This is a genomic window from Alteromonas sp. KUL49, assembly GCF_006538345.1.
Lineage (GTDB): Bacteria > Pseudomonadota > Gammaproteobacteria > Enterobacterales > Alteromonadaceae > Alteromonas.
This window is the reverse complement of sequence record NZ_BJKL01000003.1, coordinates 81,160-108,053: the sequence shown is the minus strand read 5'-3', so window position 1 is coordinate 108,053 and position 26,894 is coordinate 81,160. Positions and strand designations below refer to the sequence as shown.

At 43.0% G+C, this 26,894-nt stretch carries 26 protein-coding genes and 1 pseudogene; 21 read left to right on the top strand and 6 right to left on the bottom strand.

Annotated elements, in window-relative coordinates; genetic code table 11:
* The first annotated feature begins 596 nt into the window (after positions 1 to 596).
* The 11 genes from EYS00_RS06160 to EYS00_RS06110 all read left to right on the top strand — a co-directional run bounded on the left by EYS00_RS06160 (position 597) and on the right by EYS00_RS06110 (position 7,131).
* Entirely contained in the window at positions 597 to 977 is a 381-nt protein-coding gene (locus tag EYS00_RS06160) for a hypothetical protein (protein ID WP_130635692.1), read from the top strand.
* A gap of 20 nt (positions 978 to 997) precedes the next feature.
* A complete protein-coding gene (locus tag EYS00_RS06155; RefSeq protein ID WP_130635691.1) occupies positions 998 to 1,312 on the top strand; it encodes a hypothetical protein in 315 nt (104 codons plus the stop codon).
* A complete protein-coding gene (locus EYS00_RS06150; protein WP_130635690.1) occupies positions 1,303 to 1,581 on the top strand; it encodes a hypothetical protein in 279 nt (92 codons plus the stop codon). The genes EYS00_RS06155 and EYS00_RS06150 overlap by 10 nt, the downstream gene beginning before the upstream one ends.
* A gap of 17 nt (positions 1,582 to 1,598) precedes the next feature.
* The gene (locus EYS00_RS06145; protein ID WP_130635689.1) at positions 1,599 to 1,997 is read left to right on the top strand and encodes a hypothetical protein; all 399 of its coding nucleotides are present in this window, start codon (positions 1,599 to 1,601) and stop codon (positions 1,995 to 1,997) included.
* 124 nt (positions 1,998 to 2,121) lie between these two features.
* Positions 2,122 to 2,580 carry a hypothetical protein gene (locus EYS00_RS06140; RefSeq protein WP_130635688.1) on the top strand — a complete coding sequence of 153 codons (459 nt, stop codon included), beginning with the start codon at positions 2,122 to 2,124 and terminating at the stop codon, positions 2,578 to 2,580.
* 560 nt (positions 2,581 to 3,140) lie between these two features.
* The gene (locus tag EYS00_RS06135; protein ID WP_130635687.1) at positions 3,141 to 3,788 is read left to right on the top strand and encodes a hypothetical protein; all 648 of its coding nucleotides are present in this window, start codon (positions 3,141 to 3,143) and stop codon (positions 3,786 to 3,788) included.
* Between the two features lie 108 nt (positions 3,789 to 3,896).
* Complete coding sequence (locus EYS00_RS06130) at positions 3,897 to 4,280, top strand: hypothetical protein (protein ID WP_130635686.1); 384 nt, start codon at positions 3,897 to 3,899, stop codon at positions 4,278 to 4,280.
* A gap of 249 nt (positions 4,281 to 4,529) precedes the next feature.
* On the top strand, positions 4,530 to 4,832 hold the full coding sequence (locus tag EYS00_RS06125) for a hypothetical protein (RefSeq protein ID WP_130635685.1): 303 nt from the start codon (positions 4,530 to 4,532) through the stop codon (positions 4,830 to 4,832).
* An 86-nt stretch (positions 4,833 to 4,918) separates the two neighbouring features.
* Positions 4,919 to 5,395 carry a hypothetical protein gene (locus EYS00_RS06120; protein WP_130635684.1) on the top strand — a complete coding sequence of 159 codons (477 nt, stop codon included), beginning with the start codon at positions 4,919 to 4,921 and terminating at the stop codon, positions 5,393 to 5,395.
* A gap of 241 nt (positions 5,396 to 5,636) precedes the next feature.
* Positions 5,637 to 6,212, top strand: a complete 576-nt coding sequence (locus EYS00_RS06115; protein ID WP_130635683.1) for a hypothetical protein — start codon at positions 5,637 to 5,639, stop codon at positions 6,210 to 6,212.
* A 460-nt stretch (positions 6,213 to 6,672) separates the two neighbouring features.
* Positions 6,673 to 7,131, top strand: a complete 459-nt coding sequence (locus tag EYS00_RS06110) for a YiiD C-terminal domain-containing protein (RefSeq protein ID WP_130635682.1) — start codon at positions 6,673 to 6,675, stop codon at positions 7,129 to 7,131.
* Positions 7,132 to 7,201: 70 nt separating this feature from the next.
* Here EYS00_RS06110 and EYS00_RS06105 read toward each other — a convergent pair whose 3' ends face one another.
* Positions 7,202 to 9,676, bottom strand: coding sequence for an agarase (locus EYS00_RS06105; RefSeq protein ID WP_130635681.1), 2,475 nt, complete (start codon positions 9,674 to 9,676; stop codon positions 7,202 to 7,204).
* Between the two features lie 203 nt (positions 9,677 to 9,879).
* Entirely contained in the window at positions 9,880 to 10,515 is a 636-nt protein-coding gene (locus tag EYS00_RS06100) for a response regulator transcription factor (protein ID WP_130635680.1), read from the bottom strand.
* A 175-nt stretch (positions 10,516 to 10,690) separates the two neighbouring features.
* Here EYS00_RS06100 and cmoA point away from each other — a divergent pair, with 175 nt between their 5' ends.
* From cmoA to EYS00_RS06060, 8 genes are all read left to right on the top strand, one after another.
* Positions 10,691 to 11,428, top strand: coding sequence for a carboxy-S-adenosyl-L-methionine synthase CmoA (cmoA, locus tag EYS00_RS06095; protein WP_130635679.1), 738 nt, complete (start codon positions 10,691 to 10,693; stop codon positions 11,426 to 11,428).
* 16 nt (positions 11,429 to 11,444) lie between these two features.
* Positions 11,445 to 12,425, top strand: coding sequence for a tRNA 5-methoxyuridine(34)/uridine 5-oxyacetic acid(34) synthase CmoB (gene cmoB, locus EYS00_RS06090; protein WP_130635678.1), 981 nt, complete (start codon positions 11,445 to 11,447; stop codon positions 12,423 to 12,425).
* A 118-nt stretch (positions 12,426 to 12,543) separates the two neighbouring features.
* Positions 12,544 to 13,413, top strand: a complete 870-nt coding sequence (locus EYS00_RS06085) for a kinase (protein ID WP_130635677.1) — start codon at positions 12,544 to 12,546, stop codon at positions 13,411 to 13,413.
* Positions 13,410 to 14,219 (top strand): mannosyl-3-phosphoglycerate phosphatase, encoded by an 810-nt coding sequence (locus tag EYS00_RS06080; protein WP_130635676.1) that lies wholly within the window; start codon positions 13,410 to 13,412, stop codon positions 14,217 to 14,219. Before EYS00_RS06085 ends, EYS00_RS06080 begins: the two co-directional genes overlap by 4 nt.
* Before the next feature lie 13 nt (positions 14,220 to 14,232).
* Positions 14,233 to 15,459, top strand: coding sequence for a glycosyl transferase (locus EYS00_RS06075; protein ID WP_130635675.1), 1,227 nt, complete (start codon positions 14,233 to 14,235; stop codon positions 15,457 to 15,459).
* Position 15,460: 1 nt separating this feature from the next.
* Complete coding sequence (locus EYS00_RS06070) at positions 15,461 to 17,215, top strand: sugar phosphorylase (RefSeq protein ID WP_130635674.1); 1,755 nt, start codon at positions 15,461 to 15,463, stop codon at positions 17,213 to 17,215.
* A 153-nt stretch (positions 17,216 to 17,368) separates the two neighbouring features.
* Positions 17,369 to 18,589, top strand: coding sequence for a gephyrin-like molybdotransferase Glp (gene glp, locus EYS00_RS06065; protein ID WP_130635673.1), 1,221 nt, complete (start codon positions 17,369 to 17,371; stop codon positions 18,587 to 18,589).
* Between the two features lie 22 nt (positions 18,590 to 18,611).
* Positions 18,612 to 19,985, top strand: coding sequence for an MATE family efflux transporter (locus EYS00_RS06060; protein ID WP_130635672.1), 1,374 nt, complete (start codon positions 18,612 to 18,614; stop codon positions 19,983 to 19,985).
* Positions 19,986 to 19,991: 6 nt separating this feature from the next.
* Here the strand turns inward: EYS00_RS06060 and EYS00_RS06055 are convergent, their stop codons facing one another.
* On the bottom strand, positions 19,992 to 20,411 hold the full coding sequence (locus EYS00_RS06055; protein ID WP_165399327.1) for an NTP transferase domain-containing protein: 420 nt from the start codon (positions 20,409 to 20,411) through the stop codon (positions 19,992 to 19,994).
* Between the two features lie 324 nt (positions 20,412 to 20,735).
* Between EYS00_RS06055 and EYS00_RS06050 the strand changes: the two genes are divergently transcribed.
* The gene (locus EYS00_RS06050) at positions 20,736 to 22,664 is read left to right on the top strand and encodes a S9 family peptidase (RefSeq protein ID WP_165399326.1); all 1,929 of its coding nucleotides are present in this window, start codon (positions 20,736 to 20,738) and stop codon (positions 22,662 to 22,664) included.
* A 75-nt stretch (positions 22,665 to 22,739) separates the two neighbouring features.
* Here EYS00_RS06050 and EYS00_RS06045 read toward each other — a convergent pair whose 3' ends face one another.
* The 3 genes from EYS00_RS06045 to EYS00_RS06035 all read right to left on the bottom strand — a co-directional run bounded on the left by EYS00_RS06045 (position 22,740) and on the right by EYS00_RS06035 (position 25,725).
* Complete coding sequence (locus EYS00_RS06045) at positions 22,740 to 23,645, bottom strand: N-acetylmuramoyl-L-alanine amidase (RefSeq protein ID WP_130635669.1); 906 nt, start codon at positions 23,643 to 23,645, stop codon at positions 22,740 to 22,742.
* 62 nt (positions 23,646 to 23,707) lie between these two features.
* Positions 23,708 to 24,889 (bottom strand): VWA domain-containing protein, encoded by a 1,182-nt coding sequence (locus tag EYS00_RS06040; RefSeq protein ID WP_130635668.1) that lies wholly within the window; start codon positions 24,887 to 24,889, stop codon positions 23,708 to 23,710.
* On the bottom strand, positions 24,889 to 25,725 hold the full coding sequence (locus EYS00_RS06035; RefSeq protein ID WP_130635667.1) for a MoxR family ATPase: 837 nt from the start codon (positions 25,723 to 25,725) through the stop codon (positions 24,889 to 24,891). The genes EYS00_RS06040 and EYS00_RS06035 overlap by 1 nt, the downstream gene beginning before the upstream one ends.
* Before the next feature lie 198 nt (positions 25,726 to 25,923).
* On the opposite strand from EYS00_RS06035, the pseudogene cysK reads away from it, so the two are divergent.
* Positions 25,924 to 26,888: pseudogene (gene cysK, locus EYS00_RS06030) on the top strand (cysteine synthase A).
* Positions 26,889 to 26,894: the final 6 nt, after the last annotated feature.

The window sequence follows — 26,894 nt, the reverse complement described above, 5'->3', positions numbered from 1 at the left end:
CAGTGACGCTCAAAGGGCCCAATCATTACTTATTGCGGGATTTATTGGAGCCATATACTACTTTCAAACTAACCAACTATACATGCAATACTGGTCTTTTGGCGACGATAAAAAAGAGACTAATTATGAAATAGTTGGCCCATTCGGGATGGTTTTTTTTAGTTTGCTGGTTAGCGATAATCGACTACAAAACTCCAGAAGTAGTGTCCAAATACACAGGCTTCATTATTTTAATAACAAGTCTGAATGCAATCGCTGTAAACGCAGAACTCACAAAAAGGGCAGAAAGGCGCTTTGTATCTGATGAGAAGCTCATGGCATTCAAAATAGCAGTATGGGTTCTCTTTGGTCTGCTTTATATGGTAGCAACACGCTATTTCTTTTCACAAGGTAAATGGGCTTGGGATATACCAAGTGTTCTCAACCTATTCGAATTAGCTTTTGGATTGAATTGATGGCACCTAACAAGAAGATCAGGCCACACACTACGTTCGCTGGGACGCTAACACCTGGGGCCGCTTTGCTATTATGCCCTACGCGTTATCGCCCCTTATTTAAAAGTTAGGTGTAAATACGAATGAAACACGGAGAATACGATGAACAATCAAGCACAAATGGGTTTATTGAGTATCTTGTTAATCTTGATTCTGTTTTTCGCGCTCAGCATGGATGACAGTCCTGAAAAGGCGTTAGTCGTCTCAGATGGAGAAAAGACAGACTGCCCCGCTTACTGTCATAGAGATGATATCTGTATTGAAGAATCAATATATATAATCGACGATAGCTTGATTCGGCGAAAAGGTAAAACAGTAACACTGGATAAACTCATTACAATACTTGCCAACGACCAATGCCCAGTAAAGGATATACTTGTTTATGCTAAACCAGATATTGAATACCAGGTTTCTCTAGAAGTCACTAATCAGTTAACTATCAACTTTCCAAATGCAGAGATTACTTGGCGTAATGGCACGTAGCAAACGGCAAGATCACAACTATGAATAATCCAGTGTTAATTTTGAAAGCGATTGCGGTGTTTCTTTTGCTTACCTCATTTAATCTATTTTCAGAAGAGCTTGTTGTGTACGTGGATGTAGATGCTGGTGAAACGAGTGTAATAACCATTGACACTAATCTATACAGTGAGGCTACATTCAGCTTTCAGCTAGAAAAAGTTCGGAACAGTGACACATTCCCTCCAGGTGTTAATTTTGTTTTTTCAGACAAAGCTCAAAAATTTAAAATTCTTTTTGGTTTTATGGAACACTCGAATTTCAGCAAAATATTGTTATGGGAATGGAGATGTGGGTAAATGATAAGAAAGTTGTACATGAAAGTTCAGCGATAGAGGAGTTTTCTCAGCTATCAGACCTTTCTGTTCAATTTGATTGGAAAGACGCCACTTTGAAAGTAGCGTTAAATAATCAATATAAAGTTGAATTACCTTTTCCTCCAAAAGTCGGAAGTTTTTCATTTGGAATTCAATCGGCTAAATGCCAGATAAAAGTATGGTTACCAAACCAAAAAGCAGAGACACGCACTTCACTTTCCGTAACTCAGGCACCTGTGCCTCTTAATTAGAAGTTAGATATCGGAACATGATTGAAACATATAAGAAAATGCCTTTGCTAATGAAATTCATAGTTGGACACGCAGTGTTTTGTATTTTATTTCTCTTCAAAGCTACAGTTCCTGGGTTTATGGGAAATTTTTCTTATCAGGGACAAGTTATGGGCTTTGAAGAAATTTGGGAAAATGATTTGGGCATCTGGCTAATATTCATTGGAAGCACTCTTCCAATAGCAGGTTTGTTATTGATTCGCTGTTGGAAATATTCTAGGGAATTTTATTCCGTCGCACTGTTAAGCATTTTCGCCTTACCATACATTGCCAAGGAGGACTTGGTCTATTTACCATTCGCATTACTTGCCCCATGTCTAATAGTTGCATATCTTTTTAAAAGCCAAAAAGTAAAGCAGCTTTTTGACAACCAATAAAGCTTCAAAGTCGCGACGCGGTTCGTTGGAACACAAACTCAGTGGGGCTCAACTATTTTTGGTTCGCACTTTCACTACTCAGCTGTGTGTAATGTTCAATCAAGGATGAATTAAGTAGTAATAGATGAGAAAAGTATTAACCCAGTTATGTTCCCTACTTTTATCAATAGTGCTTGCCTACTGGTGTCTCGTGTCAATTGGAAACAATGAAAAATATTTTACTGGATTTGATTCCCCAACCTATGTGTTTGGTATTGCTCTAGTCACTATTTTCCTGTCTGCTCGCTCACTGCTCCTACAACTGGCAAGAAGGATGATAAACCCGTCCAGCATTTTTCATTCTAAACTGTCAGTTGTGCTTAATCTCAACAACGGGCAAAAACCCTACTTAGAGGCTGCGGGCTTCTTTGCAATGGGTTTAATTATGGTAATTGCGGCAGCACCTTTTATGGATCAAGCAGGTCAACTTCATGACAACCAATATTTATGGCTGAGTTTTTTGCTGTTGAGCGGTGTTCTTTGCGTCGGATGGGGACTATTAAAAGCATTTCTAACGCTTTTGAGGTTGCCCGAAGATGATTGAGCTTTTAAAGGTGCTTAAATCGCAATTGTCTGTATACAACGTTACCTTTTCACTCTTATTAATATTCTTATTAAATGGCTGTACATCTTTTCCATCCGATAGTGAACACGAGGTATTTTGGCACGGTGCATCTCCCAGCAGAACCTACACTTTTATCTTTGTCGATTCATCAAACTCGCCAATAAAAGGAGTCACTTTTCAATGCTTCGGGGAAGTCAATTCCATTGCCATGTATGTGTCTTTAGATCTAAACAGCTCTGCTAGCATTTCAGACGAATTTGGTAACCTTCAAATTTCACATGGAGGCTATCAGACACACGGCTCATACAAGGAAAAACGGTAACGAAACTTGGGACCATCAGACACCAGAATTGCCCAATTGCGAGTTTTACTATAAAAATGAGGTCATATTAGTTGGGAACTTAACGTCATTTAAAGACATACAAACGGTAGTCGTAAGAGAGAAGACAACCTAACAAAACGCTCGATTCGTATCCAATTGCTTGAGTCGCTAAGGCAAAAATACAATACTACTTACCGCTATGCGCCAAGAGGGATAAATGGCAACACCAATACATAGTAAGTTAATCAACAAAGCTGCCAGAGAAATTTTAAAACCGAACGGTTTGACGAGAAAAGGGCAATCTAGAATCTGGTTTGATGACAATGGGTGGTGGATTTCTATCGTTGAATTTCAGCCGTCTAGTTGGTCTAAAGACACTTATCTCAATACTGGAATTAACTGGCAATGGTATCCTAAAAGCGATTTTGCCTTCGATTTATGTTACCGAGAAAGTGATTTTGTAGAATTTGAGTGTGAAGAATCATTTTTTCAACAGGCTCTAGAGTTAGCTGAAAAAGCAAAAATGAAAGTTGTCGCTTTCAGAGAGGCACTTTCTGTTCCACTAGACGCCAAAAACTTTATCCTAGAAAACACTGTTGGTGATAGGCAAAACATATGGACGAGCCTAAACAAAGGTATGGCATGCTTGCATGCTCTTGAATATCGTCAGGCTGCTAAATATTTCACAGATGTCATAGAATGCTCAGACAATAGAGACTGGGCACTATCCGTCAAAACTTTTGTAAACAATATGATTACTCTAACGCCAGAAGAGCAGGTTTTATTTGTCCGTAATTCGATCTCAGAATCAAGAAAAATGAAAAAGCTGCCACAATCAGAGGTCTTATTTGGAAATGGCGCATAACAAGTGCTTGAATCGAAATTGTTAAAGGCAATCACTGTAAAGCAAACGCGCAGCGATTTCGCTATTTTCGTGTTGTATTAAAGTTCCTTAGTTTAGTTAGGTACCTCAGTGAAATCAGAAAAAGAACTCTTAATTGGATTTGTATCTCACGTATTTAAATCCTCAGATACCGAGAATGATACTTTCTCCCATTCGGCACTAGCCAAACTTTCACTTACCTCAATCCGTATGGTGGCCAGCGACGCTTTAGAAGCTTGCTCAGGGTTGAAAAAGATGCAGCAAGACAAACTAAGCTCTGAACTTCAAGAACTCGGTCTACCTCCATTAGAAGCATACCAAAATAGGGGCTTCAAAGAATTCCTGAAAATAGTAGGTAGAGGCAAAATACGTAAGGAAAAAGAACTTCGTGTGATTCAGTCTTTATCTGAAACAACTATTTTGAGTCCCGAACATCAAAAAATAGCTTATGAATTGCTGGATACATACAATTAAGACCACACATAACAAACGTACAGAGAAACGGACGTATAGTAATTGGCTACTTGCTACTTCACTGCACAGTGTTGACCAACTGTTGTTAACCGCTCATGCGGGAATTTAGGAGCAAGTTCATGGATGATGTTCAACTATCTCACCCTTTATTGGATTAGGATCATTGGGTGGGTGTTTTTGCCGATCATGTTTTGTATAGCTCTTTGGTGCTTATTCATACCAATATGGTATGAAAGGTATGAGTTTTCGATGTTTCTAGCGGCAGCACTGTTAGGTGGAGGAAATCTCTATATGACTGTTCACGGTCTAAGAACTCTTCCTTATATGAATGCCACCATTACACTGTCAGAAGATAATATTACTATTAAAAGAGGTGTTAAAACTTTTAGTGTTGATTGGGCTTCAGTTAAAAAAGTTCAACATGTCGTAAGTACACAAGTTCTTCATTTGTATGGTGATGACGGTAAAATATTTCTATCAGTCACTGAGCAACTCAAAGGATTTCATTTATTAGTGGCGTGTTTAAATGAAAAAAGCGGTCTCAAGATTTGAAGCCTTAACAAAATATTTGAGATATGACACGGCTTCTCAATTTTCGCATTGTACTTTTGCCGCTAACTTAATGTTTGGTACCTGCAATGAAATTGATTAAAGTTTTGTTTTTATTAACACTGCCATTTAATGCTTTCGCATGGGAATGCGAAATCAATGGTAAGATAAACGAGGATATAAAACCTGAAGACCATTATTCGGCAGCTTCTGACGTAGTGTTTGGAATGATCATGAGTGGTCATTTTACTCAAACCGCAGAAAGACGTAGAACATACAATTATACCGTAAAAATTTTCCATTCATTTAAAGGGGACATTACTGGCGAACAGACTATAACGTTTGAAGACAGTGAATTTTTAGGGAACTTTGAAATCGGTCAAAGTTACTTGTTTACGTTTATGAGAAACACACAATTAAATTTTTGCTCTTTTTATTTTCCTCTATATATAGAAAATAGAGACGCCAACACTACCAGTATCAAGCGGCTTAGCGAAAACCCAAATTATATTCCAGAACAAGATTTAAAAAGATTATTCTGGTATTTCAACGAAGATAATCAGTAAGTGACTGAGATGCTGGAGCCTTTCTCATGGAAATTATCTCCAAATCAAACTAACTCGAGCCGTGGCGAATAAAACAGAGTGTTGGCCTGTGACATATAGCAAAGCGTTTAAGTCACAACCCCTACTCTAGCTGCTGAGTCAAAAACAATACGGCTTCGCTATTATTGGAACTCGCTGTTGTCGCTTAACTTGGTACTATTCCTCAAAAGGAAAAATCGAACAATACGCTCGGAAGGCCTAAATGAAAAATTTAATACTTGCTTTACTGTTAACATGCACCTCATGCGCTTATATTGAAACCTATACGCTTGGTCCGACGCCTCCATTAAATGCGCCGAGAATTCATTTGGTAGACAGCCGCTCTGTTGAGGACAAGGAGTTTAAACCTTGCCCCGTGAATTGTCCGCCAATCTTCAAACATAGAGACTCAGGCTTCAGACCTGCAGTAATTGACTATCTCTCATACAAGCTAGCTGAAATTACTGGGTGGCCAGATGAGACTCAAGTCTCATTGTTAAAATTTGAAGTGATTGATTATTTTCCAAATCGGCAAAAAGCGAGCTCTGGTGCTGCAGTTGCAGCAGTATCCTACCCGTTGGCGCTTCTAATGGAGGCTGGCGTTAACTACCATGAATCTCAGAGCGATTTTGTTGTGGCTGCAATAAAGATTCGCGTATTCGATAGGGTTTATGAGTCTGTTGGGTTTCACAGTATGTCCGTGTACCAGACATCTGGCTCTACTGAAAATGGAAAGTCACTCACTCAATTGGCTGTTGAAAATGCTTTAGAAAATTTGGTTAGCCAAATCGATAGTTAAGAATCGGATACAGGTGGATTGCACTTGGTCGTTTTTAGTATAGTTAAGTGCTTTGCGCCACTTATAATGACGTAAAACGTACCGGTAGGCAGAAACTCATGATGGACTACTCAAACAAATTATTAACTGGGTTAGCTACTACACCAACGGTTTTTGTTTCAATGATGTTTCTAACCCAGCTTGGATTAATTGGCCACTTTCTCGCTTTAACAATTTTTTGCAATAAAAACAATACTTTATAACACTGTAGTTGTTTCTAGTGACAAACCACAGAAATTTCTTCGGTTCGTTTTGTTTATTGCAACTCCATTCGCTATTTTCTTTGTAGCAATGTATGTGTAGGAGATGCTTGAGTTGTAGCCCGCAGCACTGTTCAGCTCATAAAAAGAGCCCCAGCTATTCTCGAACTGCACTTTCACAACTAAGAAGTGAGTAATACATAGGACTTAATGGAAACTTTATGGATTTAAAAGAACTACAAGATTACCTTTGCCAAAAAATACCCCAGGTCAAGTCTATGGAAGTTGAAGTCATCAGTATTTCTCCTGACAGCTTAACCGTTTCCGCGCCACTTGAGCCCAACATTAACCACCGGGATTCAGTTTTCGGTGGGAGTGCCTCTTCAGTGTCAATATTGTCTGCGTGGGCGTTTCTACATCAAAAGTTAGCTTCGGAAGGAATATCGACCACGCTCGTCATTCAAAAGAATACAATGACTTACGATGCGCCCATTACAGGCCGGTTCTCAGCTACCGCAAGACTCATTGATGGAAGTGATTGGAACAAATTTGTCGCAATGCTAAAACGCAAGGGCAAATCTCGAATTAATGTTGCTTCACACCTAGACTATGAAGGCAATAATGCAGGTCAATTTGAAGGCACATTTGTTGCGGTCGGGTGTAATAGTCTCCCTCTTTAAAAAACACCCCTCTCTTTGAGAAGGGTGTTTTCAATGTAAAACAACGACATTGTTTGCTTGTTTAAGGTAATTATTGGCGGGTTACTGCCGTGCTCATCGCAAAGTTTTGCAATGTCACACTACTCACACTTCCTCCAGTGTCTCCAAAGGTCACCCCTACCACATTGTTTGTTTGAATAACGCTATAAGGCACAGGAATTTCAATCACGCCGAAGAAGCGATCGCGCCCTTTGCCGCTGTGTTGTTGATCATAACCCCTAAAGTCAGTCGGTACGTTCACTTGAATGCCATTGACCGTTATCGTTGGTGTTAGCGAAGCGCCGTGTTCACGCCCAAGGCCTACGCGCAAAACGGCTTCACCGTTGGCGTTTTTACTCACACCATTGATATTAAAGTAGTTAGTTACATTGGCATTAATGGCTTGTACTTGTTTATTCGAGTAATGCTTAGTTTCTTGATTTATTTGGTCGATAACAACGTTACTCGCATAAGACACTTTGATGATCATCGTAGACTCTGCACCTAAAGTAACGGAATTGGGTACAGAACCCACGTTGTAATCGTCAAGTACTGGCTTACCGCTTCCGTCGGGGTAAAGGTGTTTTATATTTACACTGTTAACCGTGTTGGATGCGTTACCCAACATAGACAAATCGATGTCGGTAACACCAAATTCTAGGCTGTTAAGAATGAGATAGGCGTCGTTGCCATCCACATAAGCATCAACTTGAATATCTTGATCACTTGCCCATGTATCGACCCTAAGGCCCTTAACATCAGACCACAATTGATAGAACCTCACTTGCTCGGTATACACCCAATCAGTGCCAGATTCACCTGCGCCCTCATTCGCTTGTCTCATCAAACGCCAATAATAAGGAATTGACTCGCTTATTCTGCCCCACTCGGCTTTAACTGGAATAAACGGAATGGCCTTCTCTATACGATTAGGACGCTCGAGAAAACTCATGATCATGGAATTCATTGCTTTCAAACACAACCAATCTCGCTCCGGACTCCATGGAGTGCCGAATGAACCTTGTAGTTGAGAACCGTATTCTGATACTAAAATCGGTTTAATACTGCCCCACTTATATGCCATGTACTGCTCGAGTAAATCGAGAGTGGCTTCCATGTTTGACCCTTTGCGATATTGCTCGTGAATGGTGCCATCACTATGCGGGAAGTTAGGAAAATCATATAAGTGAATTGATATGAAATCCATATTGTTCCCAGCCAAATCAAGGAAGTACTTATCTCGAGTTTCCCAGTTTTCCATAATGTAGCTTCCCTTCTCGTAATCAGGGAATGCCACAGTAAAACCACCTACCTGAACATCAGGGTTAAGATTTTTAATCTGTGCGGCAACGCTATTGTGCATTCGGAAAATGTCATGAATGGATTCCGAAGAGTAGCCAGCGTGAGGATAGTCATGTAGCTCAAATAATGGCTCATTCATTACTTCAACATAGGTCGGTTGTTTTTGACCATAAGGGTCGCTCGCGTTTTGAGCAAAGTATTTATCAACGTAAAGGGCCATAAAATCCCCAGTGGCAGTACCTAAAGGCTCAGAGACTGTGTCGGTTTGGGAGAACGCCCAATTTTGTCCCGAAATCACCGTGCCATCAGGGTAATATGGGTGTTGTTGTGCGCCAACAATGAGGTCTGAATCTCTATGGGCGTGACTTCGCATCACCTGTGCATTAGCAGAGTTAGTTTGACTATACGACCATTTAGTATTGCCGCCGTTCGTTGTCATCTCGCTACTGCTAGCGTATCCAGGCTTATTTGAGTCTTCGCCTAATTGACGCAGTTGATACGCCATGGCACCCGTGTCTCTACCAAAGTACACATCGTATGTTTCTAGGAAGTTTGTCATTAAATTTGGATCTGCGTTATTGGCATACCTGCTCTGAACGTTGCCTCCAAACCAATCATTTTCAGTATGAGTCGCGTGCAGTGTGATGAATTTACGACGATCAAAGCTGTCTTCAAGATCAACCGCGTGCTTCATGTTTAGATTTACGTTTACCGACACATTTCCAGAGGGTTGTGATGAAGTGCCTTGTGGTTCAGTAACAAAACTTAGTCGGTTTTCATTACATCCATCCCACAGTACAAGGTTGGTTCCATTGGCAGGATTCGCTGATCCTCCATTGGGATGAACACATTTACTGCCAGACACATGCTGAATACTGTTATTCCATGTATCTGAAAACCTTACTCTGTCAGCAAAGTCACAGCCATCCCATAAAACGAGTGCTTGTCCATTAGGTGGCGTTGCACTGCCACCTGGGTGCACACAACGACCACTGGGAATATGTTGAATGCTACCTCCTGGCGTCCAGCTAAAACTCGCGGCACCGCCACTACAGTTACTATCGAGTACGACTTGTGTGCCATTTGATGGCGTGCTGCTGCCATCAGCGGTATTAAGGCACATACCAGAGGTGGTCTGTTTAATCACTGTGTTAGCCATAACGGCTGGCGAGGACAATGCCATCACAATGGCAGCGGCAACGGTATTGAGTCTATTAATTTTCAATGTAGTGGTCCTTGTCGTAAATGAACAATTTCATTAACTAAACTATAACCACCAATGCAAACTGTTAACAATTAAACTTATTGTTAACTTTAATTTATTTTAAGTTAATAATAAATAGTGATATTTTTGAGTCGTCAAATACGGCGGGCACAAAAAAGCCGGTATAAACCGGCTTTAAGAATCGATAATTTGATGAAAATGGCTTAACTGAGTTGCAGTTTGTCCATCAGTAACACAGCTTGGGTACGTGTGTTGATTTCAAGCTTTCTTAAAATTGCACTGATGTGTGCCTTGATAGTTGCCTCTGTTACATTCATTTCGTGGGCAATCTGCTTGTTCATTAGCCCAGAACGTAAATAAGAAAGCACTTGAATTTGCTTTGGTGTTAGCTCTCTGAAGCGTTGTAGTAGAACCTTGAGCTCGTCATCGACCTTTTCAAGTTCCTCTTCCATTCCCTCAGGAAGCCACTTATTACCCTGAATAATTTCAACAATGGCGCTCGCGACATCTCTAGTTGCAGAAGTCTTTGGAATAAACCCATTTGCTCCTAAACTCATCACCTGAGCAACAACTTCAACGCTTTCTGTACCGGAAATAACTGCGATTGGTATGTTGGGATAATCCTCAACCAAAGTAATAAGGCCGTTGAAATACTCACCGCCAGGCATGTTTAGATCTAAAAGGATAAGTTGTATCCCTTCATTCTCATTTAACTTGACCACCGCCGAATCCAAACTTCCGGCTTCTAGTATTTCCGCATTGTCTAAATGCGATGCCAATGCACCACTTAGCGCCTCTCGGAACAGAGGGTGATCGTCAGCTACCAATATTCTCGTCATTCGGGATACAGCTTCCATTTAATATGTCAGTAATAGAGTAATACTTTCGGCTAATTAACTAAAGCTTTATTGTTTAAAAATAACAACATTCCAGTGATTTTGTGCGGATTTTCATTGGCATTTTAGCTAGGAAGGGTAAAATTGCCCGCCATCAAAAGCTATGTGAGTAATTATTGTGCAAAAATCAGATAACCTCTACGCCACCCCAATGGGTAAAGTCGAAGATTTCTCGTTCGATGAATCGGTGGTAGATGTGTTTCCTGATATGATTCAACGCTCAGTTCCAGGCTACACCTCTATTGTACATACCATTGGTGAAGTGGCTGGAAAAGTTGTTACTCCACAGTCACGTATCTATGACATTGGTTGTTCGTTGGGCGCAGCTACACTCTCTGCCGCCAGAGCGACAAAAAACATTCCGTGTGAAATTATTGGAATAGACAGTTCTCAAGCCATGGTGGAGCGATGTCAGCGTATGGTGCAAGGTTTTACGCTGCCAAATCCTGTTGAGATCCTTTGCCAGAATGCGCAGGACACGACCTTCGAAAACGCCTCTTTGGTCATCATGAACTTTACGCTCCAGTTTATTCCACCAGAAGACAGACTTGCACTACTCTCACGCATATATGACGGATTAAACCCAGGCGGCGTGTTAGTGCTTTCAGAGAAGATTAAGCATCCAAGCACGACGGGGAATGAATGGCTTATTGACCTTCATCACCAGTTCAAGCGAGATAATGGTTACAGCGAGCTTGAAGTTGCTCAAAAGCGTGCCTCATTAGAAAAGGTTATGCTTACTGATACCTTCGCTACTCACGAAGAGCGCCTTAAAACCGCAGGATTTAGCGACGTGGTCATGTGGTTTAAATGCTACAATTTCACCTCGATGCTCGCCGTTAAAGCTCCTAAGTAAGAATAAGAGACCACCCATGCGCCCTGAATCTTTATGGTTTAAACAATGCTATCAAACGCTTTTAGATAGCCCACTCGCCCACTGGTTAGAAACGTTACCCGCGCAACTCACCGAATGGCAAAAATCCGGTAAACACGGCGAGTTTGATAAATGGTGTCGGTTACTCAACAAACTTCCGAATACCACGCCCTCGTCAGTAAATTTGTTGGATCGCGTTGAATTTGGTTCTGTTGACGATATTGATGAGTACACAGGTAAACAAATTAACGGCCTTCTTCGCCAATTTATGCCCTGGAGGAAAGGTCCCTTTCATATCCATGGCATTCATATTGATACGGAATGGCGCTCAGATTGGAAATGGGATCGGGTAGTACCCCATATATCTCCCCTCACTAATCGCAATGTGCTCGATGTTGGTTGTGGAAGTGGTTACCACATGTGGCGCATGCTAGGTGCAGGAGCTCGCACTGTATTTGGAATAGACCCAACGCAGCTTTTCCTAATACAGTTTCAAGCGATCAAACATTTTTACCGGAACGAAAACATTCATTTCTTACCTCTTGGTATTGAAGAAATGCAACCTTTACAAGCGTTCGATACGGTTTTCTCTATGGGTGTTCTTTACCATAGAAAAGACCCAATGCTGTTTCTCAATCAGTTAAAGCAACAACTGCGCAAAGGCGGTGAATTAGTATTAGAAACCCTTGTGGTAGATGGGGATGAGCAAACCGTACTTATGGCCGGCGAACGTTACGCGCAAATGGGTAACGTTTGGTTTTTGCCAAGTACCGCAGCGTTAACCGTGTGGTTATCACGCTTGGGTTTCGAAAATATCCGAGTTGTTGACTGCAATCACACAACCACTGAAGAGCAACGCACAACCTCGTGGATGGAATCTCAGTCTCTTAAGGACTTTCTTGATCCCAATGATAAAACACGCACCATTGAAGGTTACCCTGCACCACAACGAGCCGTTTTAATCGCAACCAAGAAGTAATTGCAGTCATAGCCTAAGGCTACTTTCTCTAAAATGTGCTGAGGCATTCGTCTTGGCACAATAGTTGTAACCGTTATCCCTAAGATGTTTTAAGGTTATGCACTAAAGAGGAAGTATTATGGACATAGAGCGGTTTCTAGCTACTCATCGTTTACCTCAGTCCTACGCCTCAACTGCACAAAAATGGTTCAACCCACTTTGTGAAAGAATAAACACGCACCAGTTGAGTGCAAATAAAACCATCGTTGTTGGAATCAACGGCTCACAAGGTTCCGGAAAATCCACCCTTTCTGACTACATCCAAACCTACCTTGAAGAAACTTTCTCAAAAACCGTCGTTAGTCTTTCTATAGACGATTTTTATTTGAGTCGCGCACAACGACAAATACTCAGTAAAACTGTGCATCCATTGTTTGTGACTCGCGGCGTTCCCGGCACACACGATACCGCACTGGCATTATCAGTGATTGCAAATTTAAAGTCTGGCGACTCTGTTGCTATCCCTCGGTTCAACAAAGCCACTGATGACCCTTTTCCAGCAGAAGAATGGCCAGTGATTACTGAAGCGCCCGACGTAATAATATTAGAGGGTTGGTGTGTGGGTATTAGTGCGCAATCCACTGAACTCCTCGAAAAACCAGTCAATACGCTAGAGGCCGATGAGGATCCAGAAGGCACTTGGCGCAACTATGCCAATAGCGCGCTATCTGACAACTACCAAACCTTGTTCAGTCAACTAGACTACAAAGTAATGTTAAAAGCACCGTCTTTTGATTGCGTTTATCGCTGGCGTTGTGAACAAGAGCACAAACTCGCAGAGTCTGGTGTTGAAGGCGCACATATAATGTCTGACGAGGCCATTCTGCGTTTTATTCAACATTACCAGCGACTGACCGAGCATGCGCTCTCAACTCTACCGAACCAATGCAATACGGTATTTAAATTAGATCACCAAAGAATAATCTCATCGGAGGAAGTAAGGGAATGACGAGTACGTTAGTTTTTACCGATATGGATGGCACGCTGTTAGATCATCATACGTACTCTTTTGACGCTGCTAAACCTGCGCTAGACGCTTTAGAAAAGAAACACATTCCAGTTGTCCCCACCACCAGTAAAACCTTTGCTGAAATGAAGGTGCTTCGCGAGCAAATTGGTTTGAACGGTCCGTTCATCATTGAAAATGGTGCAGCGGTGTACATTCCTCACGGCTTTTTTAAACAAAAACCCGCGGGTACGGTTTGGGTTGATGGTTACTGGTGTAAAGCATTTATTTCATCGAAAAACTATTGGCTTAAGCTGTTAGAAAAGGTCAGTAAAGAATTTAGAGACGAATTTACCCACTTCTCCGCCATGGATATTGACGATATTCAAGCGGCAACAGGCCTCGATACAGATTCAGCTAAACTTGCGAGTCAACGTCAGTTTGGTGAGCCAGTACTATGGAAGGGTACAGAAGAACGCAAACAAGCCTTCATTAAGGCAATTGCTGCACGGGGCGCTACACCGCTAGAGGGCGGTCGTTTTGTCCATATCTCTGGTAACAGCGATAAGGGACAGGCGTTATCTTGGCTAGTCGCTGAATATCAAAGACAACACGTTTCAAAAGTTCATTCCATCGCCCTAGGTGATGGTAAGAACGACATTGCTATGCTTGAAGCCGCAGACACTGCGGTACGAATATTATCACCGGTAAACCCTCCACCAGATATTCAAAAAGAAGAGGTTCATACCAGCACCCTACACGGCCCAGAGGGCTGGAACGAAATGCTAACTAAACTGCTTTCCCTATAACTCAGGAGGACACATGGCAGACTTTTATCAAAACGGTGTGGTAACAACCTTACACAACCTGTCTCGTCGACCCACTGAAGAACTTGAAGCTGAATTGCTTCGCTTTTCTCAAAAACGCCCAATGGCGTTAATTTTACCTTCACTATTTTCTGAACTTGAAGGCGACGCACTTCCACACATAGTGAACGAATTGACCGACGTTCCCTATTTGTCAGAAATTGTTATTGGTTTAGACCGTGCAAACTTAGAGCAATACAAACACGCGCTTAAGTTCTTTAAAAAGCTCCCACAGCATCACCGCGTATTGTGGAATGACGGCCCTCGATTAAAGGCGCTTGATGAAGAACTACAAGCCAAAGGACTTGCTCCCAAAGAGTTAGGTAAAGGCCGTAATGTTTGGTACTGCATGGGTTTTGTACTTGCGTCAAATCGCGCAGAGTCAGTAGCCCTGCATGATTGCGATATCGTTACCTACACCAGAGATCTTCTGGCAAAACTTATCTATCCGGTAGCCAACCCCACGTTCAACTATGAGTTCTGTAAGGGCTACTATGCTCGTGTTGCTGATGGAAAAATCAATGGCCGCGTATCTCGCTTACTCGTTACACCGCTGCTGAGAGCGTTAAAGCGCATTATGGGTGACAACGAATATCTCGAGTTTATGGACAGCTTCCGTTATCCATTGGCCGGTGAATTCTCCTTCCGCCGTGATGTACTTAACGATATTCGTATTCCAAGTGACTGGGGTCTCGAAATTGGTGTGCTTTCTGAAATGCACCGCAACTACAGTCACAACCGTTTATGCCAAGCTGATATCTGTGACATTTACGACCATAAACACCAAGATTTGTCATTGAACAATGACCAAGGTGGTTTGTCGAAAATGTCTATAGACATCACCAAAGCCGTTTTCAGAAAACTTGCTACGCAGGGCTATACGTTCAGTAACGAGATGTTCCGCTCGATCAAAGCGACTTATTTTAGAATTGCACTGGATTTCATTGAGACCTACCACAACGACGCTGTTATGAACGGTCTGACGCTTGACATACACGATGAAGAAAAAGCCGTGGAAATGTTTGCGAGTAACATCATGAAAGCCGGTACGCACTTCTTAGAAAACCCGATGGAAACACCATTTATTCCTAGTTGGAACCGTGTGACTAGCGCTATCCCTGACATTCTTGAAAGACTTCTAGAAGCTGTGGAGGCAGATACAGCGGAGTTTATGGAGCAATAAAATGACGTGGCAGATCCTGCATGACAAAGTATGTCACCATCTAAAGTTCATCTATGCCGATGTTCCATTGGAGCAAAGCTATGAGTCTTTGGCGACCGACTTAATAAAAACAATAGGTTTAAACGAAGATAGTCCAATTACCTCCCCTCGCCCCCATTGCAACTACTGGGATGAGGACGACATCATAATGATAACCTATGGTGACAGTGTAATTGATGACAACGAACGTCCACTCACCACATTAAACCGGTTCTTACACACATACTGTAAGAACACGGTTAACAATGTGCACATACTGCCGTTTTTTCCTTACAGCTCCGATGATGGGTTCTCAGTCATTGATTATTCGAGCGTAAATGAATCTCTGGGAAACTGGGACGATATCGAGGCCATATCAAAAGACTATGGCTTAATGGCTGATTTGGTCATAAACCATTGTTCCGCCAGAAGTGTGTGGTTTGATAACTTTATTAAAGGCGAAGGCACTGGTTCAGATTTCTTCTTTACCGGCGATCCCGATGACGATCTTTCCATGGTAACTCGACCTCGAACGTCGCCATTGTTAAGAGAAACAGAGACCGCCGATGGAACCAAACACGTCTGGTGTACCTTTAGTCATGACCAAGTAGATTTTGACTTTAGAAACCCCAAAGTACTACTGACCTTTGTGGATATCATTCGCTTATACATCGAAAAAGGTGCCAAACTATTTAGATTGGATGCCGTTGCGTTTCTCTGGAAGATTGTAGGTACCAACTGCATCAATCTGGATCAAACGCATGAAGTTATTCGATTGCTGCGCACCCTGATTGAACATCTTGACCCTTCAATCATCATCATTACCGAAACCAATATACCTAACAGAGAAAACCTGACGTACTTTGGTAATGCTAACGAAGCCCACGCAATCTATAACTTTTCATTACCACCACTTTTGGTAAACACCTTAGTGACGGGTGATTGTAAGTATTTGAAGAGCTGGATGATGAGTATGCCTCCAGCACAAAATGGTACGGCTTACTTCAACTTTATTGCGTCTCATGACGGTATCGGGCTTCGACCAGCGGAAGGTTTATTGAGCGATGACGAAATATCAACGCTAGTCAGTACCATGCAGAGCTTCGGCGGTAAAGTATCTTGGCGCGCGACTGACAATGGTCAGCAGAAGCCTTACGAAATCAACGTAACGCTGTTTGATGCCCTTCAAGGAACAACAAAAGGACCCGATAAGTGGCAGATTGACCGCTTCATTTGTGCTCACGCAATTATGTTAGGTTTAGAGGGAATCCCTGGATTATATATTCATAGTCTACTGGGTACTTCAAATGACTATGAGAAAGTAGAAAATACAGGCCAAAATCGCTCGATTAACCGCCGTCGATGGAACATGACTGAATTAGAGTCTTTATTAGATTCTCCGTTCTCTCAGCACCATAAAGTGCTTACTCGAATGTCTCAGCTAATACGTATTCGCAAAGCACAGCCTGCATTCCACCCTAATGCAACACAATTCACCTTACAGCTAGGTGGTCAAGTGTTTGGTTATTGGCGTCAGAGCTTAGACCGTAAGCAAAGTATTTTTTGCATCAGCAATATCTCCGACAAAGAGCAATCTGTATTACTGTCTGATATTAACTTGATAGGTACCGATGATTGGATCGATCTTATTACCCGAGACCAAATCGCTCATGATACTCACTTTATAAAACTCAAGCCTTATCAAGTAGTTTGGATAAGTAACCAGGACTTTGAATAGCCAGCTACATCCAAAGCGGAACGACACATCAAAAATTCAAAGAGGCCATTCATTTGGCCTCTTTTGTTATTAATTCCAAGTTGTCATCCTTACACATTGGTTTATCGCCAGTTTTAAGTGATAATCTCGCATCCTTAACACGGAGTATTTTCTATGCCCTCTCCATGGCTTGCCTTAGAAGAAGCGTTACAACAAGCACTTAATGCCACCAGCGCAGTTAACACAACAAAAACCGTCTCGATTTTTGAAGCGCTCGGTCGTATTACTTCGTCTGATGTTGTCGCAACCATTCCAGTTCCGCCGTGGGACAATTCTGCTATGGACGGATACGCATTTAACGCTGATGATCTCAATACAACCAAAACGCTCCCTATACAGGGTACGCTAACGGCAGGTATGAGTGCAGACGAAGCACTCAAGCCCGGCTATGCCTTTAAAATAATGACTGGTGCGCCTGTTCCACAAGGTGCAGACACGGTTGAGATGATTGAGAACACTGACGGAGGTGATGACCAAGTCACCTTTCTGTCGTCGCCCAAAGCAGGGTCGAACATTCGCGCAAAGGAAAACGACATCGCTGTAGGGCAAGTACTCGTGCCAGCAAACACACGGTTACAGCCCGAGCATTTAATGCTGTTGTCGTCACAAGGCTTGTGTGAAGTTCAAGTTTTTAGAAAGGTTAAAGTCGGCATTGTCGCTACTGGAGATGAACTCGCTGCAGCGGGCGAACAAAAATTGGCAAGTCAGATATATGAGTCAAATCGCATTGGCGTTGCTTCACTGATTACCAAGCTGGGCGTTGAAGTCGTTGACTTTGGTATTGTTAAAGACAACAAGCAAGCACTCGCGGATTTGTTTTCTCGAGCGCAGCAAGAAGTCGATATAATGATAAGCAGCGGCGGTGTTTCTGTGGGAGAAGCCGATTTTGTGAAGGATATCTTAGACAATCTCGGTCAAATCGACTTCTGGAAAATCGCTATTAAGCCAGGTAAACCCTTTGCGCTAGGAAAGATAGGAAACACCGTATTCTGTGGATTACCAGGCAACCCTGTATCCTCTTTTGTTACTGCCCAATTGCTGGTGCTGCCAGTGATTCGTAAAAAACAGGGAGAAACTAAGCACACAGGACCGCTAACGGTAAATGCTACCCTAACGAAAGATGTGAAACGACGCCCAGGCAGAAGAGACTTTCAAAGAGCGATTATTTCACGGAGCGATACGGGTGAATTGCTCGTTACACCGCATAAAAATCAAAGTTCTGGCGTTATGACATCCATTACACAATCAAATAGCTTTATGGTGTTACACGAGTCTGTAGCGTCAATTAGTCAAGGTGAGCAGGTGCCTGTAATTCCTTTTAACCTCACCCTGTAATTAGCAAAACATTGGAACATAAGTGAACAAACAGCGTTATCAACTTGAAGTAAAACATATTGTCAAACTCGCTTGGCCGCTACTGATTGCCCAAATCACACAAATGTTGATGGGTGTCAGCGACACCATTATGGCCGGTCGATACAGTGCGGTAGACATGGCAGCAGTAGCGCTCGGTTTCAGTATTACTGTGCCGTTAATGTGTTTTATTCAAGGTATAGCATTAGCCCTACCACCCATTATTTCGAGGCTTCACGGCCAGAATAAAAGCAGTGATGTCGCCAACGCCAGCCAGCAAGCTGGGTACTTGGTAATAAGTGTAGGCTTAATAGTAGCTATGTTGATGTTTGTAACAGGCAGTATTGTCTCGCTATTTCCAATGGCGCCTGAGTTATACACCATTGCAGTTGAATACGTTAATTACGTGCTTATTGCTATGCCTGCGTTTGCACTGTATCAATGGCTCCGTAACTATTGTGAGGGTTTGGGGAAAACTAAGCCCACGATGATAATAACGGTAATCGGGCTTATGGCAAACATTGTCGGAAACTACTTGTTTATCTATGGTGCAGGCCCTATTCCAACCATGGGTGGAGCTGGTTGTGGTGTAGCAACGGCTATTGTTATATACACCATGCTGTTCGCCACATTCATTTATGTTAAGTACAGCCCAGCACTGTCATCCTATGGCTTATTTAGTCAGCTCAATAAGCCATCGTTGGCCACTATTGGGAACACATTTAAGCTAGGTTTACCCATTGCCATGACCTTGCTCTTTGAAGTGACTCTGTTTGCAGTGGTTGCCCTTATGCTGGCACCGTTTGGCCCAACGACAGTTGCAGCACACCAAGTTGCACTCAACTTCTCTGCGCTGATGTTTATGATACCTATGAGCGTAGGTATGGCTGCGTCTATTCGAATTGGTTATCGCATTGGGCAGGGTAAACGGCGTCAAGCTAAAGTCGCTACCCAATGTGCTATTGCCGTGGGATTCATGACAGCCGCCTGCACTGCTGCATTTACACTACTCGCCAAGTCTTTCATTGTTGGTTTGTACACCAATGATGTGGATGTGTATAACCTGGCAAACTCTCTCCTGATTTTTGCGGCACTCTTTCAACTGTCTGACGCCGTTCAAGTGATATCGGCGAATGCGCTGCGTGGCTACAAAGACACGACCGCAATGTTCATTATCACGTTTGTATCTTACTGGCTAATTGGATTGCCCACCGGCCTCATACTCGGCAGAACCAATTGGATCACTGCAGAACCCATGGCTGCCAGCGGCTTTTGGATAGGGTTTATTGTAGGTTTGTCATCGGCGGCTGTTTTACTCGGTGCTCGTCTGCATTACATTCAGCGCCCGAGCTATATGAGAAGTAAAGCAACAACCTAGTCATTGTTATGTGGACGAATGGGCACGATACCGTTCCCAATCATCAGGCCTATCTATGTCGATACCCGCTTCGATGTGTTCAACACCTATCACTCGATCTTTTTGCGCTGACTCTGACGCAATAATGGATTTTGCCCCTTTATCTCCGGTTAGATTACACAGTGCATTTGCGTAGTGAACTGGAAATATGGCGGGTACGCCTCTTTGGTTAGTAAACTCGCTGCAAACGATTGCGTCTTTGTTTAACTTTGAATGTTCAACTAAACGACCCAGCGAGTCCTCATCAACACAAGGTAAGTCGGCTAATGTGATCATCATATGGGTAATATCAGGGCAGCTATTCAATAAATGAGCGACGCCCGTTCTGATGCTGGTCGATAAGCCACTCTCCCATTGAGAGTTATACAAATAATTAATGTTTTGCAAATCGTACGTGTTGAGCGCCTGTAAGATTTCACTGTGCCACTTTCCGGTTACCTAAAAAAAAGTGATTATTGGACACTTTTCTCGTTTTTTTGATAGCAGTAATCACCATAGGCTCGCTGTTAATACTGGGCTTAGAGATAAGTTTGTTGTTACCAAAGCGCCTACTTTGGCCTCCAGCAAGCATGAGTATCGCTAATGAATAATTCAACTGTGAGAACTCTCGTTTTTACCACTATTCGAAAATAGTCATTGAAAACATTGATATTAGCATGTGGTGCTAAAGTACTAAAAATGTTAGCCTTATTTCACATAATTAGAAACAAGATGACAGATTGGATGTTAAGAAAAAACCTCTTTTTATGTGTATTGCTAGCCTGCTTACACATTTCAGTTAACGCTGCACCTCAACCCCTACCTCTAGAATATTTTGGTGCTATACCTACCACAAGCATGGTGGAAATTTCTCCGAGTGGTAACCGCATCGCCTACAGAACTACATCTGCAGATAAAGACTACTTTGTTGTTTTTGACCTACACGAAAACAAAATGGTTAATGCTATTGATGTATCAACGGTAAAGCCCTCCTTCGCCTATTTTATCAGTGATGACCAACTGGTATTTGTTGCGGAGGAAACTCGCAGAATACGTGGATTTCGTGGCAGACACGATATATCAGCGGCCTTTCATTACAACATAGAAACTCAGAAGATCAGTCAGATGTTGTCAGGCGATAACATTTACGCTGGCCAAGCTGCCTTGGGTAGAGTGTTGGCGATTAGTGAAGACAAACAATTCGCTTACATGCCTGTGTGGACCGATGCCACTGAATATTCGTTGGTACGTGTTAAACTTGGTAAACGCTTGCGCCCGCGTATTCTGAAAAAAGGCCCAGAAGATACGATTGATTATTTTGTCCGTCCTGATGGTACTGTGTTAGCGCGAGAACGCTACAACAATAGAACCAATAAACACCTCGTTCAAGCCTATCAAGACGATAATTGGGTAACAATATACGAAGAAATCGCAGAAATTCGAACTAAGTCCATAAGCGGTATTACGCCAGATGGTGAAAGCCTAGTTATCAGTAGTTTTGACCGTAAACTAAACCGCTGGGGCTACAATACTATGTCGCTGGTAGATGGAACTATTTCTGAGCCTATTTTCATTAAGGAGTCCGCTGACATTGCGCGATTGATTACCGACGTTAACCGAGTAGTTTACGGCGTGGTGTATTCAGGTTTTAAACCCACCTATGAGTTCTTCGACGATAAACTCACACGACGCCTAGAAGCCATCGGAAATGCAATGCCCGATAATGCGTTTTACATCACCAGTCATACACCGGATTGGTCATCAATCATCTTTCGCTTGGAGGGAGCATCCACGCCGGGTGATTACTACAAATTTAGCCAAGGAAGCTTTCAGTTTATCGCGTCCAGACGCAAGAATATAACACCTGACCAAGTTAGCCCTATCACTATTGACGCCATTGAAGTACGTGATGGTCACATTATTCCTACGCTACTCACCACACCAGTGGCCACAGAAGCGAAGAACCTTCCAGCAATTATGTTACCTCATGGTGGGCCAGAATCTCACGACACCTTATCGTTTGACTGGATTGCTCAGTATTTCGCCAACCGTGGTTATGCAGTTATTCAGCCTCAGTTCCGCGGCTCTTCAGGCTTTGGTGAATACCACTCACAACTCGGCGATGGTCAGTGGGGATTAAAAATGCAGGATGACCTGACTGACACCCTCGCTTACTACGCAGAACAAGGCATAATTGACAGTGCCAACGTGTGTATTGTGGGAGCGAGTTACGGTGGCTATGCAGCTCTCGCGGGTGCCGCTTTCACCCCAGAGCTTTACAAATGTGTGGTTTCGATTGCAGGCGTTTCAGACGTTGAAGCAATGCTCAAACAAGAGAGAAGAGACCACGGTTCAAACCATTGGGTCGTCAGCTATTGGGAAAAGAATATCTCGAAAGGTCAATTTGCTGAAGATCATCTTGAGCAGATTTCCCCTATAAATCACATAGACAAAATTACAGCGCCAGTCCTCCTGATTCACGGTGAGCATGATTTAGTGGTGCCCTATGATCAATCAGAAGAAATGTTTGACGCACTTGAAGATGCGGACAAGAGCGTAGAATACATTCTACTCGACGAGGGCGATCATTACTTGCGCAACTATCAAAACAGAATGCAAACGCTACAAGCCATTGACGCTTTTGTAAAACAACATATGTAATGTTCACTGTGTGTAGTTCGTCAACACAATAAACGAGCTACACACTCAGTCTTATCATTTGTAACAACACACCATTCATTCCAACCCGTATTTTACTATTAGTGCTTCACAGGCTTCTCGATGATACTTTTCAAGCAGGGCAAACAGCACACTAAAAGTCATTAAGTCTGGGGTTCCAGTTGCACGTTCAGGCAGGAAGTGAGTTTGAAAAGCGTACACTACATTTTGCGTGTGTTGGTCTAATTCTCCTGAATCATTAGATTCATACCCATAGGCGTTTAATGCTTCTTGAAGTAAAGAAATAGGTAACCACTGTTTTTCAAGACGCGCCAAATAGCGTGATTGAGTATCTTGGTCATACCACGCGCCAATGCCATTTTGGTACAACACAAACCAAGGAAACGATGGACCGGGATCGCTCTTTCGCTGAGGGGCGATATCTGAGTGTCCGACGACTTTGGTAGGTGTAATATCGGGGTTGCGAGCCAATATACCTTTGCTCAGTGTTATCAGCGCATCGATTTGCGCGTCTTCAAAAGTCGGAAAGGTACACTGGCGGTCTGGGCCATACTCCCCTTGAGATTGGGTTTCATTCAATGCCGGTAGTTCACATTGAGGTTGATTGACGATTTCGATACCGATTGAGGTGTCATTTAAGTGAGTACGACCTTGCCAATAACTTTGACCGGCGTGCCACGCGCGGTCAGTTTCTTCAACCAACTGAGTGATCACTACTCTCCGTTTGTCATAGGTGTTATCAGACAGTGCGGGAACAAGGTAATGACTGCTAACATTGCCGCTATCTCGTAATAGCTCCATTGAGCGAGCATAGTTCTCAAAGGTAAAGTGCATGACGAGTGTATTCACTCGATGATTAGAGGCTGAAGTGATGTCTTTAACAATCAACGATGTGCAGGCAGTTAGTTGACTGCACAACAGTGCTAGCGTTGCTAGATTAACTAAAACCCGTCTGGTTTTCACACACTTCTCCGTCGCTTGCCAATGAGGCAGATTCCTATTCAATAACCTTTATAGTTAAACGGTTAGCGACGTTTGACAAGGGCTTTTATAGCGTCAGTTAATCCTTCTAGTGTGAGGCCATACATTTTGTCTTTCATCAGCTCTTTAATAATCGAAATAGAGCCATAGTAAGGCCAATATTGCTCGGGCTGAGGGTTTAACCAAACCGCGTTATCAAAATGATCCAACAAACGCAGCATCCAAGCACTGCCTGGTTCTTCATTCCAATGCTCAACGCTTCCTCCGGGATATGTGATCTCGTAAGGTCCCATGGTGGCATCGCCAACGAATATCACTTTATAGTCACTGCCGTATCGGTGAATAATGTCCCAAATGGGTATGGTCTCCGCGTTTCTGCGCGCATTATCTTTCCACACCTCTTCATATACACAGTTATGAAAGTAGAAATATTCTAAATACTTAAACTCAGTTTGAACCGCTGAGAACAACTCTTCGACCACGCGGATATGTGGATCCATAGAACCACCCACGTCGAAAAACATGAGTACTTTAACTGCGTTGTGTCGCTCAGGGGCCATGTGAATATCGAGTAAACCACCTTTGCGGGCAGTTTCGCCAATAGTGGTTGCTACATCGAGTTCTTCACTAGCACCGGTGCGGGCGAATTTTCTGAGCTTGCGCAGAGCCACTTTGATATTACGGGTGCCGAGTTCAACGTCGGACGACAGGTTTTTAAACTCGCGCTTGTCCCACACTTTAGCCGCCGAGAAGCGACGGTTGCCTTTTTGACCGATACGCACACCCTCGGGGTTATCGCCGTAAGCGCCATAGGGTGATGTACCACCAGTACCTATCCACTTGTTTCCGCCCTGATGACGTTTTTGCTGCTCTTCCAGCCGTTTACGCAGAGTTTCCATTAGCTCTTCCAAGCCCCCTTCCCTACGCAACGCTTCGCGCTCCTCGTCGCTGAGCATTTTCTCGATTTGCTTGCGAAGCCACTCTTCGGGTATTTCCTTGCCAAACAGGTCAATTGATTCAACCCCTTTAAAGTACTCAGCAAAAGCCCGATCAAACTTGTCAAACTGAGTTTCATCTTTTACCAACACAGTACGAGCCAGCAAATAGAATGCCTCAGTGTCGGCATAAACCACATGTTGTTCCATTGCTTTGAGTAAATCGAGTAGCTCTCTTAGGCTCGATTTAACCTTGTACTTTCTCAGTGTAAAAAAGAATTCAATAAGCATTAACGGCGCGCCATAAAGAGTAGCTTTTCAAATAAGTGAATATCTTGCTCATTTTTAAGTAAAGCACCATACAGTGGTGGTATGGCATTTTTGCCATCTTTTTCATGCAATGCTTCAGGTGGAATATCCTCTGCCACCAATAATTTAAGCCAGTCGATAAGTTCAGACGTTGAAGGCTTTTTCTTGATGCCTGGTACATCACGTACATTAAAAAACGCACTCATCGCTTGCTCGAGTAGGTCTTTTTTCAACGTGGGGAAATGCACATTCACGATAGATGTCATTTCTTCTGGTGTCGGGAATTGGATGTAGTGGAAAAAACAACGGCGTAAAAAAGCATCTGGCAATTCTTTTTCATTGTTTGATGTGATGATCACAATGGGTCTTTGTTTCGCTACAACGCGCTCTTGTGTTTCGTATACAAAGAATTCCATCTTATCGAGTTCAAGCAATAAGTCGTTGGGAAACTCAATATCCGCTTTGTCGATTTCGTCGATTAACAGCACTGGACGCTTATCTGATTCAAACGCCTGCCACAACTTTCCTTTAACAATATAATTTGAAATGTCATGAACCTTGTCATCACCTAACTGGGAATCCCTGAGGCGAGACACTGCATCATATTCATAAAGCCCTTGTTGTGCTTTGGTCGTCGATTTGACATGCCATTGAATTAGCTCGGTACCCAAACTCTCAGCTAACTCCTCGGCCAGCATGGTTTTTCCGGTACCCGGCTCGCCCTTAATGAGTAATGGACGTTCTAGGGTTATCGCTGCATTTACCGCCAATTGAAGGTCTTTTGTTGCTATATAGTTCGACGTTCCGTTAAAAGCCATGCTCTTCTACCTCTTTGTGTGCCCTTCGTCATTAGAAATTACAATAACATATAGCGAAAAAGCACTTTGCATTTTTTGGATTGACGCCAATGATATAGGGGTAACAATAAAACCCCTAATTCAGGCTATGAATTATTAACTATTAATGGGGATACCAAGGTCGCTCTAATGAGTGTTATCCAAAGTAAGGACAATAAAATGCAAGTATATGACGACAATTCTCTTTCTATCGGCCGCACGCCGCTGGTCAAACTAAACCGCGTTACTTCAGGTAACGTTTACGCGAAAATTGAAGCGCGCAACCCTAGTTTCAGTGTTAAGTGCCGTATTGGTGCAAACATGATTTGGGATGCTGAGCAGCGCGGTGTGCTTACCGAAGGTAAAGAACTTGTAGAGCCTACCAGCGGTAACACAGGTATTGCGTTGGCATTTGTTGCAGCGTCTCGCGGATACAAACTTACTCTAACTATGCCTAGTAGCATGAGCTTAGAGCGTCGTAAGCTACTTAAAGCATTAGGTGCAAACCTTGTGCTTACCGAAGCACCAAAAGGTATGAAAGGTGCGGTCGCTGCGGCTCAAGAAATCGTAGCTTCTGATCCTGAAAAGTACGTACTTCTTCAGCAGTTTGACAACCCAGCTAACCCAGCGATTCATGAAAAAACGACAGGTCCTGAAATTTGGGCAGACACTGATGGTAAAGTGGACGCTTTCGTCGCAGGCGTAGGTACAGGTGGTACTATCACTGGTGTGAGCCGTTACCTGAAAAACGAACAAGGTAAAGCCATTACCTCAGTAGCGGTAGAGCCAACAGACTCGCCAGTTATTACTCAAGCGAAAGCCGGCGAAGAGCTAACACCAGGGCCGCATAAGATCCAAGGTATCGGTGCAGGCTTTATTCCGGGGAACCTAGACTTAGACATCGTTGACGAAGTTGAGCAAGTAACCAACGATGAAAGTATGGAAATGACACACCGTCTAATGAAAGAAGAAGGTATCTTGGCAGGTATTTCTTCAGGTGCAGCAGTGGTTGCAGCGAAACGCTTTGCCGAGCGCCCAGAGAACAAAGCAAAATGGTGGTAGTGCTACTTGCCAGTGGTACAGAACGTTACTTGAGTAGTCCGCTTTTCGCTGGTGAGTTCTCAGATCAGGAAGAAGTTCAGTAAAGTCAC

What these genes read in the sequence shown, in the direction of transcription:
- EYS00_RS06110 (WP_130635682.1), top strand. Translation starts at nt 6,673, where the DNA reads ATGGATTTAAAAGAACTACAAGATTACCTTTGCCAAAAAATACCCCAG.
- EYS00_RS06155 (WP_130635691.1), top strand. Translation starts at nt 998, where the DNA reads ATGAATAATCCAGTGTTAATTTTGAAAGCGATTGCGGTGTTTCTTTTG.
- EYS00_RS06145 (WP_130635689.1), top strand. Translation starts at nt 1,599, where the DNA reads ATGATTGAAACATATAAGAAAATGCCTTTGCTAATGAAATTCATAGTT.
- EYS00_RS06085 (WP_130635677.1), top strand. Translation starts at nt 12,544, where the DNA reads ATGGACATAGAGCGGTTTCTAGCTACTCATCGTTTACCTCAGTCCTAC.
- EYS00_RS06035 (WP_130635667.1), bottom strand. Translation starts at nt 25,725, where the DNA reads ATGGCTTTTAACGGAACGTCGAACTATATAGCAACAAAAGACCTTCAA.
- EYS00_RS06115 (WP_130635683.1), top strand. Translation starts at nt 5,637, where the DNA reads ATGAAAAATTTAATACTTGCTTTACTGTTAACATGCACCTCATGCGCT.
- EYS00_RS06140 (WP_130635688.1), top strand. Translation starts at nt 2,122, where the DNA reads ATGAGAAAAGTATTAACCCAGTTATGTTCCCTACTTTTATCAATAGTG.
- EYS00_RS06135 (WP_130635687.1), top strand. Translation starts at nt 3,141, where the DNA reads ATGGCAACACCAATACATAGTAAGTTAATCAACAAAGCTGCCAGAGAA.
- EYS00_RS06125 (WP_130635685.1), top strand. Translation starts at nt 4,530, where the DNA reads ATGTTTCTAGCGGCAGCACTGTTAGGTGGAGGAAATCTCTATATGACT.
- EYS00_RS06150 (WP_130635690.1), top strand. Translation starts at nt 1,303, where the DNA reads ATGTGGGTAAATGATAAGAAAGTTGTACATGAAAGTTCAGCGATAGAG.
- EYS00_RS06160 (WP_130635692.1), top strand. Translation starts at nt 597, where the DNA reads ATGAACAATCAAGCACAAATGGGTTTATTGAGTATCTTGTTAATCTTG.
- EYS00_RS06070 (WP_130635674.1), top strand. Translation starts at nt 15,461, where the DNA reads ATGACGTGGCAGATCCTGCATGACAAAGTATGTCACCATCTAAAGTTC.
- cmoB (WP_130635678.1), top strand. Translation starts at nt 11,445, where the DNA reads ATGCGCCCTGAATCTTTATGGTTTAAACAATGCTATCAAACGCTTTTA.
- EYS00_RS06120 (WP_130635684.1), top strand. Translation starts at nt 4,919, where the DNA reads ATGAAATTGATTAAAGTTTTGTTTTTATTAACACTGCCATTTAATGCT.
- EYS00_RS06075 (WP_130635675.1), top strand. Translation starts at nt 14,233, where the DNA reads ATGGCAGACTTTTATCAAAACGGTGTGGTAACAACCTTACACAACCTG.
- EYS00_RS06050 (WP_165399326.1), top strand. Translation starts at nt 20,736, where the DNA reads ATGACAGATTGGATGTTAAGAAAAAACCTCTTTTTATGTGTATTGCTA.
- EYS00_RS06040 (WP_130635668.1), bottom strand. Translation starts at nt 24,889, where the DNA reads ATGCTTATTGAATTCTTTTTTACACTGAGAAAGTACAAGGTTAAATCG.
- EYS00_RS06100 (WP_130635680.1), bottom strand. Translation starts at nt 10,515, where the DNA reads ATGACGAGAATATTGGTAGCTGACGATCACCCTCTGTTCCGAGAGGCG.
- EYS00_RS06080 (WP_130635676.1), top strand. Translation starts at nt 13,410, where the DNA reads ATGACGAGTACGTTAGTTTTTACCGATATGGATGGCACGCTGTTAGAT.
- glp (WP_130635673.1), top strand. Translation starts at nt 17,369, where the DNA reads ATGCCCTCTCCATGGCTTGCCTTAGAAGAAGCGTTACAACAAGCACTT.